The sequence below is a fragment of the Porphyromonadaceae bacterium W3.11 genome (genome assembly GCA_030434245.1).
GTDB lineage: Bacteria > Bacteroidota > Bacteroidia > Bacteroidales > Porphyromonadaceae > Porphyromonas_A.
In genome coordinates, this window is the sequence record JAUISX010000005.1 from 269,512 (window position 1) to 287,336 (window position 17,825).

At 40.0% G+C, this 17,825-nt stretch carries 17 protein-coding genes; 11 read left to right on the forward strand and 6 right to left on the reverse strand.

The genetic code is table 11. The annotated features are described in order from the left end of the window. Nucleotides 1–100 precede the first annotated feature (100 nt). The 10 genes from serC (at nt 101) to hemW (ending at nt 10,275) form a co-directional block, all read left to right on the forward strand. A complete protein-coding gene (serC, locus tag QYZ87_09490) occupies nt 101–1,165 on the forward strand; it encodes a 3-phosphoserine/phosphohydroxythreonine transaminase (protein MDN4754745.1) in 1,065 nt (354 codons plus the stop codon). Nucleotides 1,166–1,348: 183 nt separating this feature from the next. Next, on the forward strand, nt 1,349–2,275 hold the full coding sequence (locus QYZ87_09495) for an NAD(P)-dependent oxidoreductase (protein ID MDN4754746.1): 927 nt from the start codon (nt 1,349–1,351) through the stop codon (nt 2,273–2,275). 17 nt (nt 2,276–2,292) lie between these two features. Then, nucleotides 2,293–3,546 carry a DUF1015 domain-containing protein gene (locus QYZ87_09500; protein MDN4754747.1) on the forward strand — a complete coding sequence of 418 codons (1,254 nt, stop codon included), beginning with the start codon at nt 2,293–2,295 and terminating at the stop codon, nt 3,544–3,546. 81 nt (nt 3,547–3,627) lie between these two features. Continuing rightward, nucleotides 3,628–5,064 carry an aspartate ammonia-lyase gene (locus tag QYZ87_09505; GenBank protein ID MDN4754748.1) on the forward strand — a complete coding sequence of 479 codons (1,437 nt, stop codon included), beginning with the start codon at nt 3,628–3,630 and terminating at the stop codon, nt 5,062–5,064. A gap of 116 nt (nt 5,065–5,180) precedes the next feature. Next, the gene (locus QYZ87_09510; GenBank protein MDN4754749.1) at nt 5,181–5,588 is read left to right on the forward strand and encodes a MerR family transcriptional regulator; all 408 of its coding nucleotides are present in this window, start codon (nt 5,181–5,183) and stop codon (nt 5,586–5,588) included. 9 nt (nt 5,589–5,597) lie between these two features. Further along, the gene (locus QYZ87_09515) at nt 5,598–6,575 is read left to right on the forward strand and encodes a ribonuclease Z (protein ID MDN4754750.1); all 978 of its coding nucleotides are present in this window, start codon (nt 5,598–5,600) and stop codon (nt 6,573–6,575) included. A 19-nt stretch (nt 6,576–6,594) separates the two neighbouring features. After that, nucleotides 6,595–7,479 carry an NAD(+)/NADH kinase gene (locus QYZ87_09520; GenBank protein MDN4754751.1) on the forward strand — a complete coding sequence of 295 codons (885 nt, stop codon included), beginning with the start codon at nt 6,595–6,597 and terminating at the stop codon, nt 7,477–7,479. A gap of 357 nt (nt 7,480–7,836) precedes the next feature. Next, complete coding sequence (locus QYZ87_09525) at nt 7,837–8,532, forward strand: hemerythrin domain-containing protein (protein MDN4754752.1); 696 nt, start codon at nt 7,837–7,839, stop codon at nt 8,530–8,532. An 11-nt stretch (nt 8,533–8,543) separates the two neighbouring features. Further along, a complete protein-coding gene (locus QYZ87_09530) occupies nt 8,544–9,140 on the forward strand; it encodes a LuxR C-terminal-related transcriptional regulator (protein MDN4754753.1) in 597 nt (198 codons plus the stop codon). Further along, nucleotides 9,121–10,275, forward strand: a complete 1,155-nt coding sequence (gene hemW / locus QYZ87_09535) for a radical SAM family heme chaperone HemW (GenBank protein MDN4754754.1) — start codon at nt 9,121–9,123, stop codon at nt 10,273–10,275. The genes QYZ87_09530 and hemW overlap by 20 nt, the downstream gene beginning before the upstream one ends. Nucleotides 10,276–10,440: 165 nt before the next feature. Here hemW and QYZ87_09540 read toward each other — a convergent pair whose 3' ends face one another. From QYZ87_09540 to kdsB, 4 genes are read right to left on the reverse strand one after another with little or no spacing between them, the layout of a single operon-like run. Continuing rightward, entirely contained in the window at nt 10,441–11,757 is a 1,317-nt protein-coding gene (locus QYZ87_09540) for an ABC transporter permease (protein MDN4754755.1), read from the reverse strand. Beyond that, a complete protein-coding gene (locus QYZ87_09545; GenBank protein ID MDN4754756.1) occupies nt 11,754–12,707 on the reverse strand; it encodes an ABC transporter ATP-binding protein in 954 nt (317 codons plus the stop codon). Before QYZ87_09545 ends, QYZ87_09540 begins: the two co-directional genes overlap by 4 nt. Before the next feature lie 24 nt (nt 12,708–12,731). Further along, the gene (gene dnaG, locus QYZ87_09550; GenBank protein ID MDN4754757.1) at nt 12,732–14,780 is read right to left on the reverse strand and encodes a DNA primase; all 2,049 of its coding nucleotides are present in this window, start codon (nt 14,778–14,780) and stop codon (nt 12,732–12,734) included. Beyond that, nucleotides 14,780–15,556, reverse strand: coding sequence for a 3-deoxy-manno-octulosonate cytidylyltransferase (gene kdsB / locus QYZ87_09555; protein ID MDN4754758.1), 777 nt, complete (start codon nt 15,554–15,556; stop codon nt 14,780–14,782). The genes dnaG and kdsB overlap by 1 nt, the downstream gene beginning before the upstream one ends. 441 nt (nt 15,557–15,997) lie before the next feature. Here kdsB and QYZ87_09560 point away from each other — a divergent pair, with 441 nt between their 5' ends. After that, a complete protein-coding gene (locus tag QYZ87_09560) occupies nt 15,998–16,372 on the forward strand; it encodes a hypothetical protein (GenBank protein ID MDN4754759.1) in 375 nt (124 codons plus the stop codon). A gap of 132 nt (nt 16,373–16,504) precedes the next feature. Here QYZ87_09560 and QYZ87_09565 read toward each other — a convergent pair whose 3' ends face one another. Both QYZ87_09565 and QYZ87_09570 read right to left on the reverse strand, forming a co-directional pair. Further along, a complete protein-coding gene (locus QYZ87_09565) occupies nt 16,505–17,065 on the reverse strand; it encodes a Fe-S-containing hydro-lyase (GenBank protein MDN4754760.1) in 561 nt (186 codons plus the stop codon). A 21-nt stretch (nt 17,066–17,086) separates the two neighbouring features. Continuing rightward, a partial coding sequence (locus tag QYZ87_09570; protein ID MDN4754761.1) for a fumarate hydratase occupies nt 17,087–17,825 on the reverse strand: 739 nt, incomplete at its 5' end.

The window sequence follows — 17,825 nt, forward strand, 5'->3', positions numbered from 1 at the left end:
ACTTTTGAGCTACCCACCGTGGAAATGTTGTTTATTATATGTACTTTTATGCCGTGTGAAAATAATTTAATAACTCATTATAAAATTTCGAATATTTAAAATGAAAAAGCACAATTTTTATGCTGGTCCTTCTATTCTAAATGAAGGCGTAATCAAAGAAACTGCTAAGGCTGTTGAGAACTTCGCAGGCACAGGTCTTTCAATCCTTGAGATTTCTCATAGAAGTAAAGAGTTTGTTGCTGTTATGGACGAGACTCGTGCTCTATTCAAGGAATTACTAGACATTCCTGAAACACACGATGTCGTTTTTGTTGGTGGTGGTGCAAGTCTTCAGTTCTATGTTGCTCCTCTTAACTTATTAAAGACTAAGGCTGCGTATCTAGATACAGGTGCTTGGGCAAATAAGGCTATTAAGGAAGCAAAGCGTGTTGGTGAAGTTGAGGTTATTGGTAGCTCAAAAGAGGATACCTACTCATACATCCCTGAGTACACTGTACCTTCAGATGTAGATTACTTCCACTATACATCTAATAACACCATTTACGGTACAGAAATCCGCAAGGATCCTGAAGTATCAGTTCCTTTGGTTTGTGATATGTCATCTGATATCTTTAGTCGTCCTATTGATATTTCTAAGTATGACCTTATCTATGGTGGTGCTCAGAAGAATCTAGCTCCTGCAGGTGTAACATTTGCTATCGTACGTAAGGATGCACTTGGTAAGGTGGATCGTGATCTTCCTACTATGCTTGACTACCGTACTCATATCAATAAGGAGAGTATGTTCAATACACCTCCAGTTCTTCCAGTTTATTCTGCTCTTCAAACACTTAAATGGTATAAAGAGCTTGGTGGCGTGAAAGCAATGGAGAAGAAGAATATCGAGAAAGCTGGTCTTCTATATGATGCTATTGATAGCTCTAAGCTATTCCGTGGTACTGCACGTGAGCAAGATCGTTCACTAATGAACATCTGTTTCGTGATGAAAGATGAGTACAAGGAGCTTGAGAAAGAGTTCTTAGACTTTGCTACTTCTAAGGGTATGATGGGACTTAAGGGTCACCGTTCAGTAGGTGGTTTCCGTGCATCTACATACAATGCTCTTCCAATTGAAAGTGTTAAGGCTCTTATCGACGTAATGAAGGAGTTTGAGCGTAAGATCTAATTGACAAAGATATTACGGATCTCTAAGCAGGTAACTTACTATAGGAAAAACAGCTTAGTTGATTAGTAAGATATATTTTACTAGCTGGCTAGGTAGTTATTCTGCAATTCTATGTAGAGTAACTACCTAGCACAGCAAATAAAAGAGACTAAAGATAGATAACAATAGATATTAAATATTCGTATGGCAACTAAAGTATTGATTGCAACAGAGAAGCCTTTTGCTCCTATTGCAGTAGAAAAAATTAGAGATATTATTGAGGGTAACGGTTTTGAACTCGTTTTATGTGAAAAGTACACAGAGAAGAGTCAACTTCTTGCAGCCGTAGCTGACGTAGATGCTATGATTGTTCGCTCAGATAAAATTGATGCTGAGGTCATCGAGGCAGCTAAGAACCTTAAGATTGTGGTTCGTGCAGGTGCTGGTTATGACAATGTGGACTGTGAAGCTGCTACTAAGCATAATGTAGTGGTGATGAACACCCCAGGTCAGAACGCCAATGCTGTTGCCGAGCTAGTCTTCGCACTTCTACTTCACCACAAGCGTGCTCACTTAGGCGGTGGTAGCGGTAGTGAATTAATGGGCAAGCGTTTTGGTGTTATGTCTTATGGTAACATCGGTGAGAATGCAGCTCGTATCGCTAAAGGTTTTGGTATGGATGTCAGAGCATTTAGTCGCTCTACTCCATCTAACCACTTCTGGAAAGATGGGTATATGTTCTATAACGATAGAAAAACCATGTTCAGTGAAGTGGATATAATGGTCATCGCTATGCCATCAGCAGCCAATACTAAGGGTATGATCAACTATGAAATGATGAACGCTATGCCAAAGGGTGGTATTATCGTTAATATCGCACGTAAGGATCTTGTCAATGAAGAAGACCTTAAGAAAGTCCTAGCAGATCGTCCTGACCTTAGCTATCTAACTGATGTTAAGCCAGACTGTGAAGCCGAAATCGCTGAGAAGTTCCCAAAACAATATCTAGCTACTGCTAAGAAGATGGGTGCTCAGACTGCTGAAGCAAATATTAATGCAGGTATGGCTGCTGCTTCTCAAATCGTGGGCTTCATCAAAGATGGTAACGAGAAATTTAGAGTGAATAAGTAATTATAAAAGAAACAGCAATGGCAATTGTAAAACCATTTAAAGGAATAAGACCTCCTAAAGAACTTGTATTGAAAGTGAATTCTCGCCCTTATGATGTCCTTAATAGCGAAGAAGCTCGTGAGGAAGCAAAGGGTAATGAGATGTCATTATATCATATCATTCGTCCAGAGATCAACTTTCCTGTAGGAAAGGATGAGCATGACGAGGATGTTTATCAGATGGCAGCTACTCAATTCAAGAAGTTCCGCGATGAAGGTTGGTTGGTACAGGATGAGAAACCTTGTTACTACATCTATGCCCAGACAATGGATGGCCGTACTCAGTATGGTATAGTGGTAGGGGCTCATGTTGATGATTACATGAAGGGTAACATCAAGAAGCACGAATTGACTCGTAAAGACAAAGAAGAGGACCGCATGAAGCATGTTCGTGTGAATAATGCTAACGTAGAGCCTGTGTTCTTCTCTTTCGAGGACAATAAGATACTACAGGATATCATTGATAAGTATAAAAAGACTGAGCCAGAGTACGATTTCGTAGCTGAGATTGACGGCTTTGGTCACCACTTCTGGGTGGTAAGTGATGACAAGGATATTGAAACTATCACAAAAGCTTTTGCTGATATCCCTGTCATGTACATCGCTGATGGACACCACAGATCAGCTGCTGCAGCTCTTGTTGGTGACGAAAAGCGTCGTAATAACCCTAATCATACTGGTGATGAAGAGTATAACTACTTCATGGCAGTTTGTTTCCCTGCAAGTCACCTTCATATCATAGACTATAATCGTGTAGTTAAGGATTTGAATGGTAATACCCCAGAGGAATTTTTGGAAAAAGTATCAAAGAACTTCGACGTTGAAGAAAAAGAAGGTACATATAAGCCTAATAAGTTGCACAACTTTGGTTTGTATCTAGGTGGTAAGTGGTATTCACTGACCGCTAAGCCTGGTACATACGATGATAAAGATCCTATCGGTGTACTAGACGTTACAGTATCTTCTGATTTAATTCTTAGAGATATTTTAGGGATTGAAGATCTTCGTACAAGTAAGAGAATTGATTTTGTAGGTGGAATTCGTGGACTCAAAGAATTGGAGCGTAGAGTTGATAACGGTGAGATGGTTGCTGCTTTAGCACTTTATCCAGTCTCTATGCAACAGCTTATTGATATTGCCGATTCTGGTAATATTATGCCACCAAAGACTACTTGGTTTGAACCTAAGCTACGTAGTGGTCTCGTAATTCACTCACTTGAGGACGATAAGTAAATAGATCATATAAAAAAGATAGGCGAGTTCATTATGAACTTGCCTATCAAAAAAACTTTTAATTTATAACTAATATATAATATGTCAAATAAGAAGCGTACAGAGAGCGACCTTTTGGGAGCTATGGAGATTGACAACGAGCATCTTTATGGTATTCAGACTGAGAGAGCAATGATTAATTTCAAGTTCTCTCCATTCAAAGTAAATACTTATCCATACTTTGTTGAAGCTTTGGCTATCACAAAGCAGGGTGCAGCAATTGCTAACCACAAGCTAGGTCTTCTAACTGATGAGGTAAAAGACGCGATTGTTCAAGCATGTGAAGAGATTCGTGATGGAAAGCACCATGAGCACTTCCCTGTAGATATGATACAGGGTGGAGCAGGTACATCTACCAACATGAACGCTAATGAGGTGATTGCTAACCGTGCTCTAGAGATCATGGGTTACGAAAGAGGTGATTATGCTAAGCACTGTACACCTAATGACCACGTGAACCGTTCACAATCTACCAATGATGCATATCCAACTGCTATCCACTTAGGTCTATACAGAACTTATCTTGCTATTATCCCTCATATCGAAGAGATGGTAAAAGCACTTCGTAAGAAAGGTGAAGAGTTCAAAGACGTTGTGAAGATGGGACGTACTCAGCTTCAGGATGCTGTGCCAATGACACTTGGACAGACTTTCAATGGCTTTGCTTCTATCCTTGAAGAAGAAATCCCTAATCTTAAGCATGCTTCTGATCAGCTTCTTGTTGTGAACATGGGTGCTACAGCTATCGGTACAGGTATTACTTCTGAGCCAGGGTATGCTGAAGCATGTATTGATGCACTACGTGATATTACTGGATGGGATATCTCTTTAGCACATGACCTAGTAGGTGCTACATCTGACACATCACACCTCATTGGATACTCAGCTGCTCTTCGTAGAATTGCTGTTAAGGTGAGCAAGATCAGTAATGACCTTCGCCTTCTTTCAAGTGGTCCTCGTGCAGGCCTTGGTGAGATTGAGCTACCAGCTCGTCAGCCAGGATCAAGTATCATGCCAGGAAAGGTTAACCCTGTAATCCCTGAAGTTGCTACACAAGCAGCTCTTAAGATTATTGGTAATGATGTCGCTGTTACTATGGCTGGAGAAGCTTCACAGATGGAGCTTAACGCTATGGAGCCAGTTATGGCACAGTGCTGCTTCGAGAGCTCTGACTATCTAGTTACTGCTCTTGATACTCTTCGTGAGCTATGTATCGTTGGTATTAAGGCAAATGCTGAGAAGACCCTTGAGGATGTTCATAATAGCCTTGGTATCGTAACCGCTCTAAATCCATTCATCGGTTACAAGAACTCTACTAAGATTGCTAAGGAAGCGGTAGCTACTGGTAAGGGTATTGTAGAGATTGTTCTTGAGAAGGGTATTCTTTCTAAGGAGCAACTAGATACTATCCTTGATCCACAGAACTTGATCAAGCCAGTTCACCTAGATATTAAGCCACTTAAGGACTTTGAAGGCTAATATCATACATAAGTGAGACGTTAGTTAGTCTTTATTGCTTATATAGCACAGCCACACATAGCGTTATCAGCTATGTGTGGCTTTTTTAGTACCTTTGGAGTAAAGAAATACTCATTATGGCACGACGAAAAAAATCTAATGTCAAAGGTGTGTACTGGCGTAAGCAAGGACATGATAAGGACCAGAGACTCTTTTATTCTATTAGCGAAGTCGCTGAGATGTTTGATATTGAGGAGCACATGCTTCGGACATGGGAAAAGCATACACCTCTCAAACCTCAACGCTCTGTTAGTAGCGGTGCTAGGATGTACACTAATGAGGATTTGAAATTGGTGGAGCGACTAAGATATCTGATCGTAGAGAAAGGGATTCAATTATCTATGGTCTCAAAGTTTATTGACCTTGGTAGTCTAGAAACAGAATTAAAGATTCGTGACAAACTTTTGGACATAAGAAAGAAAGTGACAGCACTCAGAGCCATGGTTGATGAGCAATTAGACGAAGCCAATCCAGATATATTATAAGCAAATAGAGTGAAGAACAACGATAGAAGAAAAATCATCGCAGGAGACGGAATGAATATAAGAGTATTAGGCTCTGGTTCAGCGTTACCTAAGCCTAATCATTACCCCAGTTCTCACGTCTTGCAGATACGAGATAAGTCCTATATGATCGATTGTGGAGAAGGGACTCAGATGCAAATGATGCGTTATGGTGTTCCCTTTAAGAATCTTCATCGGATTTTTATCTCTCACCTCCATGGTGATCACTGCTTAGGGCTTCCGGGACTATTAAGTACGCTGTCCTTAATAGGTCTTGATTATCCAGTCCATATTTATGGTCCTCAAGGCATAAAAAAATATATTGATGGGATAGTAGAGCTCTTTTGTAAAGATGATGAAGAGCGAATCATTTCGCATGAAATAGATACCGATGAGTATCATCAGATTTATGAGGATAATACGCTTACGGTTCATGCTTTTCCCCTTAAGCATAGAGTCAAAACTTATGGCTATAGGTTCGATGAACGTCCACGTATGCTTCATCTAAATAGAGAGATGGCTGATTTTTATGGTGTTCCGATGGCTTACTTTGGACTCATTAAGAGAGGACATGATTATACCTGTGAGGATGGTACGGTTATCCCCAATACCAAGCTGACTACTCCGCCCAGAAGGCCATATAGCTATGCTTACTGTTCGGATACTGCTTATTCTGAAAATGTCATTCCGTGTGTCAAGGAGGTAGATCTCCTATACCACGAAGCGACCTTTATGAATGATATGGAAGCACGTGCCAAGATGACTATGCACAGTACCACGAGTGATGCCGCACGTATTGCATCTGCAGCGAACGTATCTCATCTCATGATAGGGCACTATAGTGGAAGATATACCAATAAAAAGTCCAATGACCAACTTATCCATGAATGCCAATCCCTCTTTAATAATACAATAGCTGCTGAGGATGGACTATTAGTAAGTTTGGAACAATTAAGGGAGCAAAAATAATTTAGACTTTCGAAGAGATATGAAAATATCAGTTTGCGGTTCTATTCATCAAAAAGGAGATCCAGAAGAGTTAAGAAGACTAATGGATTTCATTCTTAACCTTTCAATTGATCATTCAGTTCAGATTGAAGAACGCTTTTATGCTTACCTAATTTCTAATGGGTATCAGTTAGGAGGCGTTGGGATTATGTCATCACATACCTATAGCTATACTGATTTATTATTAAGTATTGGAGGCGATGGTACATTTCTGCGTGCAGCAAAGATGATTGCCGGAACACCAGCAAAGATTATTGGCATCAATAGTGGGCGGCTTGGTTTCCTCGCTAACATACAGCCAGAAGATTTCGGGGCAATCTGGGACGATATTATTACAGGTGTAGTTAATACTGAGCGACGTGACTTATTAGAGATAGTGGTGGAAAAGAGTAGTGGAGAACTCATCTCTAGAGGAGTCGTGCTGAATGAAGTAGCTATGATTAAGCAAGATACAGCTAGTATGATTACCCTTGATGTCCAAGCCAATGGAGACTACCTTGCGAGCTATGAGTCAGATGGGCTATTAGTCTCAACACCGACAGGATCTACAGCTTATGCCCTAAGCGTTAATGGGCCTATAATTCATCCTACTAGTCCTGTTTTTACCGTGTTACCAATTGCCTCTCATATGTTGACGATGCGTCCCATAGTCCTCCCAAATACAGTAGAGGTAACAGTCTCAGTTAAAAGTAGGACAGGGACATTTTTATTGGCATGTGATGGCAAAAGTCACTCACATAATGTCGGTGATAAGATTCACATTAAGCTGTCTGACAAAAAATTAAATGTCCTTCATCCATTGCAATACTCTTTTTATGAGACGCTTAGAAATAAGTTGATGTGGGGTAAGGACTTTCGCCTATAAAGTTCCTACTAAATTGCTCCGTTTGTTGTTTTTCTATACTCAGCCATACTCATTTCAGAGCTATAGCGTAGCAAAATGAGGGTGAAAAATTCGCCTCTGGGAAGAGTGATAATTTATCTTATATGAACGATTTCTTCTTCCTATAGAAAGAAAAAATGTTTTATATAGGAAACATTTCTCCTCCCTATAGCTAGGCGTTATGGTTCGTTAATTGATGTTTTTTTGAAGGTACACGTATGATAGGTGCGTAAGAGAAAGTAGAGACTTTCTAATGCTTAACCCGTTTGGGGCTATTGGGCGTGAACAAATATAAATGTATATTTGTATATAAGTAAATAATTGTAAACATCAAATGATATGGCAAGAATAAAGCAATACACCCCAAATAGTAAGATGGCTGACTTACTAAGTGATCATTACCGAATACTACTTTTGATTTTTCGCTTTGAAATCCCATTAGGGATGGGGGACAAAACGATTAGAGAGGTGTGTGAGGAGAATAATGTAGATATGGATACATTCCTTCAGATAGTACATCTTATTTTCTATGGTCATGAAAAAGGAGGTTATGACACTCATGAGCAGCTTAATTTACCATTGGTGATCAAGTTTTTGAGAAACAGTCATAGCTATTTTCTTGATTACCGTCTGCCTAGTATCCAGCGAAAACTTACAGAAGTTATTTCAGATGCCCCTGAGGAAGTAATCTTTGTGACCAAAAAATATTTTGATGAATACGTTTCAGAAGTGTATCATCATATGAGATATGAGGATGAGGTTGTCTTCCCTTATGTCGAAAAGTTGATCCAAGGGGAGCTTGATCCTAAGTACTCGATAGAGATTTTTGAGCAACGTCATGACCAGGTGGAGCTGAAGATGCTAGAGCTTAAGAATATCTTTATTAAATATTACACGATGAAGCCCAATTATGAGGTTAATAATATATTGCATGAGTTATTCAGCTGCGGTGACGAACTGAGGGATCATAATGACGTCGAGGATTATCTTTTTATTCCTACGGTGAAGTCAATTGAGAAGGAATTAAGAAAATAAGGAGGGACATCGTGGACAAAGAAATAATGTATAATGTATTAATAGCACTTCCTACGGAGACTGAGGTTGAGTGTCTTAAGAAAGGACTCAAAGCAGTCGGCGGAGCGACACTTAATATTCGTTCCGCAAAGGATAATTATCAATTGTTGGAAGAGCTAAGAGAGGATCCCGTAGAGCTTCTTATTGTTAGTCCTATCATCTTTTCAGATCCTCTTATACCACTTGTGAAGAAGGAAGTGGGACAAGCTGATCTGAAGATAGTTGCCTATTGTTCTACTCTGGTTGAGGATGATATGTGCAATAATTTTGATGGAAAGATTTTGGTTACCGAAAGCTTTGCTGAAAAATTTAATGTACTGGAGAGTGTCTTAGCTATCGAAGAGTATGAAGAGGATGCTCTTACCCCAAGAGAGAAGGATGTGGTGGTTGCTGTAGTGAAGGGGCTTACCAATAAAGAGATAGCAGAGGAGTTTTACCTCTCTCCTCACACGATTATCACCCATAGGAGAAATATAGCCCGTAAGCTTAATATTCATAGTGCTTCTGGTCTTACCATATATGCTATCATGAATAAGCTTGTGTCATTAGATGATATTAAAGACCTATAACGTGAGAAGTGAATGTGCTGGGATTTATATCCATGTCCCATTTTGTGTTACAAAGTGTCCTTATTGTGATTTTTATTCTGTAGAGGGGGTCAAGTATCAGAGCGGATTTGTAAAGGCTTTGAAGGTGGAGGCTGTGAAACGCTCATATGAGCTAGAGGGTGTACCTATTCAAAGTGTTTATTTTGGAGGGGGAACACCGTCTCTGCTTAGTCATATCGAAGTAGGGGAGATCTTACAGACTTTGAGATCTTCATATCTTCTAGAGGATGATATAGAGATCACTATGGAATGTAATCCTGGTGATTTGTCACAGATGGATGTGGAGAAGCACATGGCTCATGGGGTCAACCGATTTAGTATTGGAGCTCAGTCCTTTCAGCCTAAGTTGTTAAATACCTTGGGACGGAGGCACAAGAGAGAAGATACCATAAGAATGTATGGCTATTTTCAGAACCTAGGGGTGAAGAATATCTCTCTAGACCTTATCTATGGTATCCCTGAGGAGACTCTTGAGGATCTAGAAGCTGATTTGGATCAAATTATAGCTATGGACCCTGAGCATATTTCTACATACCACTTGATTTATGAAGAGGGGACTCCCTTTTTTAGAGCCCTTGAGAGTGGGCAACTTCAGGAGGTGGATGAGGGAATGAGTCTAAAGATGTCAAGCATCGTCCAAAAGAGATTAGTAGAGGCGGGCTATGAGCATTATGAGATATCTAACTTTGCCAAGCCAGGTAGGCGGTCGCGACATAATTCATCTTATTGGCAAGGCATACCCTATATCGGCTTAGGACCTTCAGCACATAGTTATATTCATCCATGGAGGTCATACAATCCCTCTGATGTAGATGAGTATAATCGTCAGCTAATGAGAGGAGCCGGTTTTCTCAATAGAAGCTATGAGTATATTTCTGGAGAAGTGGAGTTCGAGGAGTATCTTTTGACACGAATGAGAACTATAGAGGGTATCTCTCTGGCGGATATAAAGGAGATGGGTAAAGAACTGGATCAGACACAGGTTAAGATGATGATAGATAGAGGCTGGTTAACTCAGTCTGGTGATCGATTACGGTTGACTGAGGTTGGGATCAACCTATCTGATGCTATCATTTTACAGCTCTCATTATCATAATTCTTAGCAAGACAAGGATGAGGTAACGTATATATCTTACGTGTAGAAGTGCAGATATTAAAAAGGTTGTACCGATGGTAAAATCGGTACAACCTTTTTGCTTTATCTAAAAAAGAATTTTGTTACTTGATAGTGTTGCAAGAAGTGCAACATCCTTTATACGAGTTATTTATACGAGACCCACTTGATCATCTCCTTAACGGATGGCTTCTTACCGTACATTAATAGTCCAACTCGGAATATCTTAGCGGCTAGCCATACCATCACTAATGTGGTGACTACCATCATTATGGTAGAAACTACTATCTGCCATACTGGTGGATCAAATGGAAGGCGAACCATCATTACGTTAGGCCCGATAAATGGTATGAATGATCCCCATAATGCTAGTGGTCCAAATGGATTATCAGCAGAGTAGAATGCTGCATAAAAACCAAACAGCATGAACAGAGTGATAGGCATCGTCATCTGGCTTACATCTTCGTCCGAATCCATAGCTGCACCAATCGCTGCAAAGATACTTGCGAAAGATAGGTAAGCACAAATAAAGTAAAAGATAAAGGCAATGAACATACCTCCGAAGTTAAAGTTAGAAAGTGGCAGGATGATCTCTTGAATCATTTCAGGATCAAAGTCTCCTGCAGTTGACATATTTGCAGACAGCTGCTGGAGGTCAAGCGTTGCACTTCCTATCATAAAAACTTGTGAGAGGATGAACGCTAGCACCAATAAGATCGCCCATAGCATTACCTGAGTGACACCGACCAAACCGATAGCTACCATTTTTGCAAAAAGTAGTGTGGTAGGCTTAACGGAGGAGGCTATGATCTCAACGATTCGGCTTTTCTTTTCCTCCATCACACTCGTCATTACCATACTACCGTATGTTATCACGAACATGAATAGCAGGATGTTGAAGATTTCTCCAATAACCATCGCCACCATAGCAGAGCTCTCTTTTTCCTCTCCACTGTCGCTCCATTGGACAGAGGAGACATTGATGCTCACTTTAGTGTCATCAATGATTTTTTCTAGTCCTGGAATACCATAGGAGTCTATCTTTTCTTTCCTTAGTGCTGGCTCCAATGCTTCCGATATGTGATAGCCCAGAGTGGGGACAATAGATGAGTGTGAATAGATTGTAATGGCTTTAGGATTAACCAACAGGTCATCCGATATCATTACATAGGCATAATAATTATCATCTTTTTTATCACGTAGCTGAGCTATATCTGCATCACCTTTGACAAACTTAAATCCATCCTTGGATTTTTGAGATGCGATGTTGTCAAAATATTTATTGGTTTGGTCAATAACCATAACCGTCTTTTCTGAATTATCTCTAGCACTCATACCTAAAAGCATAGGTACTAGTGTAATGGCAATAATAAGAAGTGGCGTTAAAAACGTAATGATGACAAATGACTTCTTATTGACTTTCGATAGATACTCTTTTCTGAGTACAATCCAGAATTTATTCATAGTGTTACCTCCTTCTCTTTTAAAGTTGATTTGCCATTACTAACGACATCTAAGAAAATTTCATGCATACTAGGGATGACCTCCTCAAACTGAACAATATTCGAAAAGCTATTCCACTCAGTGATAATTTCTTTAGCACCGAAGTTATTCATATTTTCAAGAACCATAGTGGTCCTTCCGTAGCGATCTATATGATTTTCTCTGATATTGTACCTTTCTTTCGTTGAGGATGGGATATTGAGATCCCCTTCAAATACAAACTTGTATGTATCTCCTTTATAGCTCTGTTTGATGAGTTGGACATCTCCCTGAAGGACTACATGACTCTTATTAATAAGTGTCATGTTGTCACAAAGTTCCTCCACGCTCTGCATGTTGTGAGTGGAGAAGATAATAGTGTGTCCTTGATCTCGTAGCTCTAATATTTCGTTTTTGAGTAACTCTACGTTGACGGGGTCAAAACCACTAAAAGGTTCATCAAAGATAAGTAGCCTAGGTTTGTGAATAACTGTGCATATGAATTGTACTTTCTGAGCCATCCCCTTAGAGAGTTCTTGTACCTTCTTATTCCACCAGGGCATGATATCCATTTTCTCAAACCATTCAGTAAGGACTCTCTTAGCATCTTTTCTACTCATTCCCTTAAGCTGAGCTAGGTAGATCGCTTGCTCCCCAACCTTCATTTTTCGGTATAACCCTCTTTCCTCTGGTAGATAACCGATAAGATTAACGTCACTGGGTTGGAAAGGCCTGCCATCGAAAATAATCTCACCACTATCTGGAGCTGTAATCCTATTGAGGATACGTATGAGAGTGGTTTTGCCTGCACCGTTCGGCCCTAATAAGCCGTAGATTTTTCCCTCTGGGATATCTAGGCTTACATGGTCAAGTGCGCGATGCTGAGCATAGTCTTTGACCACGTCCTTGACTTCAATTACATAGTTACTCATTGTCTCTTATTTACTATTTTTTGATTACTTAATTCTCTTTGGTGGGGTAAGTGTCCTGTCCCCAAGTATATTTGCAATAGTTTGTTTTTGTCTATTTAGCTCTGATAATCTCTCCAATAGAGACATCCCAGTATCTGTATCATTATTTTTGCACGCCTCATTGATTTGCTTGATCAGTGAAGCGATTTCATTTTCTAGCACAGCATTCTTATAACTGGTTATATCTTTTAGAATTAACTTCTCCAGTTCCTGCTCACTTTCTTGCTCTTCCACAAATGATTGATGCAGAGGACTAAGTTTATTATCTTCCGTGATGATTTGATTACCAAAGTGGAGAATGCTGGGATCATCGTACGAAGGGATGAATGTCTTAGGATTAAAAGATGGGTTAACCTCTTGCTCCTCTATAAGGTCATCCATTAACTTACTAAAGGCTGGTGTCAATACATCCTTCTCTTCGAGGTCTCTAGTCTGGTCATAGATCAGATCTATCACGCTGGCACCAATTACACCGGAATTGAGCTCATAAGCCTCAATGAATCGGGTGCCATGGTGGATTAAATACTTTAGCAACTCTATCTCATAGACATTTAGTGGGTGTTCAAGTTTAGGCTTCTTTACCTTTGAGGCTACTTTTTGGTATCCTCTAAATGGTGCCTGAGTCGAAAGGTTGGTGAAGGTACCACTTTTTTGCTGTGAATCATCTGCAGATTGCCTATTTTTCTGCCTTTCTATTTCGCGTGCTTTAGCCCGCCTTTCTTCTTCGTAGCGATCTTGTCGGATTTGATTGATTCGCTGTGTTAGAGCCTCCACCGATAGCCCTACGATGGCACTAATATTATTGATATAGACCTCTCTAACGATGTCGTCATCTATGAATGAGATGGATTCTGAAACCTCTTGTATAATCTGTACCTTAGCTTGTGGCTCCTCTCCTAGCTGTTCGGTGAGTATCCGCTCCTTGAAGTATATGCCATCCTCTTCATTAGCTGAGATAAATTCCTCTATATCCTCAAGAGTATGAGTCATTGCAAAGGTGTCGGGGTCTTCTCCCTCAGGCAGTCGAAGGATATTGACGCTCATCCCCTTTTGTAAGCATATATCTAACCCTTTAAGGGTAGCACTTAGCCCAGCATTGTCTGCGTCAAAGATGAGTGTGATGTTAGATGTATATCGCTTGACCAATTGGACTTGCTGACTGGTGAGTGCTGTCCCTGAGCTGGCTACTACGTTTTGAATCCCTCTTTGGAACATAGATAAGACGTCCATATATCCCTCAACGACGAGGCACTTATCCTTCTTTGAGATTTCTCGTTTCGAGAAGTATAGACCGTATAGCTCATTGCTTTTATCGTATAAGTCGGATGCAGGGGAATTAATATATTTACCTACATGCTCTACCTTTTTGAGGATTCTCCCACCAAAACCAACTATGTTTCCACTAATTGAGTGGATTGGGAAGATGACTCTTTCTCGATAGCGGTCATACCAATCTCCCTTTTTGCTTTTGCTGATCAATCCTAGATGTTCGAGAATAGTAAAATCAATCCCCTGATTTTTGGCAGCCTTTACAAGAAAGTCCCACTCTGCTGGAGAGTATCCTAGCTCGAAATTCTGTATGGTTTCATCCGTCAAACCTCTTTCCCTGAAATAACTCAGAGCTATTCTTCTCCCTTCTGCTCCTTGCTGTAACTCGTTAGCAAACTTATCTCGTGCAAAGTTATTAGCATTCAGTAGTTTCTCTCTTTCGCTCTTTCTTTGTTCTTGTTCGGGCGAAAGCTCTTGCTCTATAACCTGTATCCCATATTTTTTCCCAAGATACTTTATAGCTTCTGGGAAAGAAAGGTTTTCATGCTTCATTAAGAAGGATAGAGGGGTACCGCCCTCGCCACAGACAAAGCATTTGCAGATATTTTTGGAAACGGATACATTAAATGAAGGATGTGAGTCATCATGAAAAGGACATAGTCCTACATAATCACGTCCCTTTCGATGAAGTGTGACAAAGTCTCCTACGACATCCGCAATTTCTGCCCGATCAATAATCTGATCTATGATTCTTCTTTCTATCATTATAGATTATGTGAGAGGTAGTATTCTCTAGCTCGTTCTAAGTCTTTAGGTGTGTCAATACCAATGCTTATATCATTTGTGAGGACTGTCTTTATCTTATATCCAGCCTGTAGCCACCTAAGCTGTTCGAGCCCCTCAGATTGCTCTAATGGACTTATTGGGAGTTTTGTGATTTGTTTGAGGACTTCACTGCGATATCCATAAAGTCCAATATGTCTATAGTAATGTATTGATGAACGTTGTGAGTCGTTTCCTAGGTCTCGAAAATAGGGAATTGGGTATCTACTAAAATAGAGTGCATATCCATCCGATGTCGTCACAACCTTAACTTGGTTGGGATTTGATAACTCTTCGAAACTTGTGCCGTTAGGGTAGGGATGAATAGGTGTAGCAATATCAGTCTTAGTATCACTAAAGGCTGATATTAAATCCTTTAATAGCGTCTTAGACACAAAGGGTTCATCCCCCTGAATGTTGATGATGACGTCGAATGTACCTTTCGTTTTTCCTAAGGCTTCTGACACGCGGTCTGTCCCACTTTTATGTTTTGTTGAAGTCATTATAACCTTGCCACCAAAGCTCTTGACCTCATCGTATATCCGTTGGTCATCTGTAGCCACTATGACCTCCTGAAGTACATCTTGGCTTCTCTCATAAACATGCTGAATGATAGTCTTAGACCCAATAGTGTATAGGGGCTTACCTGGTAACCTTGTAGAGGCATACCGAGCAGGAATGATTCCGAGAATCTTGAGCTTTTGTGCACTGCTATTCATAAGGGTTTACGCTATTATTTCACTTAGACACAAATATACTAAAGTTTGAGACAATTTTAGGATTAAGAATCATATTATTCAGGGGTTAGACATTAGAAACATAAGAAATGACATGAGTAGCTGTATTATAGAGGTGAATTGTTTTTTTCATGATATGAATAGGATGATATATAAGTTATGGGTTGAATGAATTGTAGTTAAAAATAACTCATGCTGATTATTTTGCATTTATGTATCTTTGAAGATGTGGAACTATCCGATGTTCATTGATAGTACTGAAACAATTAACTGGAAAATTGTAAAAATGTAGAGGTCGTCAAGAAGCAATTTTAAACTTCTAAAGGATTATTAATTATGGGAAATAAACATATTATCAGTAGTGCTACATGGGTGTTTATGATGCTTCTTTGTTCTCTTGTGTCTTGTCGTAAAGAAAACACTATGAGTTCGAAAGAATTAGAGACTAAAGTTGAAAGAATAGAAGTCGATAAGGTCTTTTCATTAGATACTATACAAGGTGGAGATTGGACTCATTTTTATGTCGTAATTCCCTATATGGACTCAGATTCTTTGATTGAAGCTAATGGGATTATATGTAGTTATACTGATATGTCAGAGCTAAGAAGATTAACGATGTTCGATGACATCAATACATTATTGATACTGAAAGAAGACAGGCTGAAAAAGATTGAAGCCCTTTCGCGGTCTATCATTGACTTTTCAGGTATTGTACGTGTTGATTCAGTAAAGTTTAGTCGATACCAACCCTTCATAATGAATAAAGGTAGATCAGTAAGCATTTTCGAGGCACATTAATTTCCATCAAGAGTACAGAGGAAAAGAAGATGAAAATCAGTTCCCAAAGGGCGGGCGGATTTAGTGCGAAAGGAAAAGGTCGGAGTCCAATACAGGAGTTCCGACCTTTATCTAATACTTATTGATAGTCTATTACTTTCTTTCGTAAGTAGCTCTACCCTGTATGTATGAGTTGTTTCCTTCGCTATCAATAGCAACAATCACAGGAAGGTTTTCCACTCTTAGTTTTCGAATCGCTTCAGTTCCTAGCTCCTCGAAAGCAATAACCTCTGCCTCTTTTACAGCTTGTGACATGAGTGCTGCTGCACCACCAATAGCGGCAAAGTATATTCCAGTCTCATCCTTAATCGTCTGGACTACTTCATCACTCCTAAGGCCCTTGCCTATCATAGCTTTAAGACCTTTACGCATAAGAGTAGGGGAGTAGGCATCCATTCTACCTGCTGTTGTTGGACCAACAGAGCCAATAGGTTCACCTGGCTTTGCAGGAGCTGGACCAGCATAATACACAATCTGACCCTCAAAGTCAAATGGCATCTCTTCGCCACGCTCTAGCATCTCCACAAGACGAAGGTGAGCAGCATCACGTGCTGTATAGATAGTACCAGTGATAAACACCATGTCACCAGCATGAAGTGTACGAATTACATCATCTGTAAGTGGTGGTGTGATTACTCTTCTATTTTCTTCCATGATATTGATTCTATCTTAAGTTTATAGTTCTCCCGATGCATGACGTGTTGCATGGCAACCAATGTTTACTGCTACAGGTAGTCCTGCAATGTGTGTAGCTTCTGCTTCAATATGCACATCTAGAGCTGTGGTGTCTCCGCCAAATCCAGCAGGGCCAATACCTAGCTTATTGACTCTCTCTAGTAGTTCCTTTTCCATAGCTGCAATATGAGGCTTAGTGCTATTTTCTCCAACAGGGCGAAGAAGTGCCTTCTTCGCAAGGAATGCACAACGCTCCATAGTACCTCCTATACCTACACCTATGATTAGTGGAGGGCAGGCATTAGCTCCTCCTTCGCTTACTACTTGTAGGATAAAATCCTTTACACCCTCTTCACCTTGACTAGGTGTTAGCATCTTCAATTGACTCTTATTCTCGCTACCGAAGCCTTTAGGAGATATGTGTATCTCAAATTTATCACCAGGAACAATATTGTAGTGGATTACGGCAGGTGTATTATCCTTAGTATTTTCTCTAAGAATAGGATCATTTACCACAGATTTACGGAGGTAACCATCTTCGTAACCCTCACGTACACCCTGGTTAATAGCATCACCTATAAAACCACCAACGACTTCAACCTCCTGACCCATATTAACAAATACCACGCTCATACCAGTATCTTGGCAGAGAGGCTTCTTATTATCACGGGCGATTTCACTATTTTCTAGGAGTGTCCCAAGGATCTCTTGACCCAGAGGAGAACGATCAGAAAGCTTG

Bases quoted from the DNA above. Each gene is read 5' to 3' on its own strand.
- QYZ87_09565 (MDN4754760.1), bottom strand. From the start codon at position 17,065: ATGGAAGAAAATAGAAGAGTAATCACACCACCACTTACAGATGATGTA.
- QYZ87_09560 (MDN4754759.1), top strand. From the start codon at position 15,998: ATGAGTTCGAAAGAATTAGAGACTAAAGTTGAAAGAATAGAAGTCGAT.
- serC (MDN4754745.1), top strand. From the start codon at position 101: ATGAAAAAGCACAATTTTTATGCTGGTCCTTCTATTCTAAATGAAGGC.
- QYZ87_09520 (MDN4754751.1), top strand. From the start codon at position 6,595: ATGAAAATATCAGTTTGCGGTTCTATTCATCAAAAAGGAGATCCAGAA.
- QYZ87_09505 (MDN4754748.1), top strand. From the start codon at position 3,628: ATGTCAAATAAGAAGCGTACAGAGAGCGACCTTTTGGGAGCTATGGAG.
- QYZ87_09540 (MDN4754755.1), bottom strand. From the start codon at position 11,757: ATGAATAAATTCTGGATTGTACTCAGAAAAGAGTATCTATCGAAAGTC.
- QYZ87_09495 (MDN4754746.1), top strand. From the start codon at position 1,349: ATGGCAACTAAAGTATTGATTGCAACAGAGAAGCCTTTTGCTCCTATT.
- QYZ87_09500 (MDN4754747.1), top strand. From the start codon at position 2,293: ATGGCAATTGTAAAACCATTTAAAGGAATAAGACCTCCTAAAGAACTT.
- QYZ87_09545 (MDN4754756.1), bottom strand. From the start codon at position 12,707: ATGAGTAACTATGTAATTGAAGTCAAGGACGTGGTCAAAGACTATGCT.
- QYZ87_09510 (MDN4754749.1), top strand. From the start codon at position 5,181: ATGGCACGACGAAAAAAATCTAATGTCAAAGGTGTGTACTGGCGTAAG.
- kdsB (MDN4754758.1), bottom strand. From the start codon at position 15,556: ATGAATAGCAGTGCACAAAAGCTCAAGATTCTCGGAATCATTCCTGCT.
- QYZ87_09525 (MDN4754752.1), top strand. From the start codon at position 7,837: ATGGCAAGAATAAAGCAATACACCCCAAATAGTAAGATGGCTGACTTA.
- dnaG (MDN4754757.1), bottom strand. From the start codon at position 14,780: ATGATAGAAAGAAGAATCATAGATCAGATTATTGATCGGGCAGAAATT.
- hemW (MDN4754754.1), top strand. From the start codon at position 9,121: ATGATATTAAAGACCTATAACGTGAGAAGTGAATGTGCTGGGATTTAT.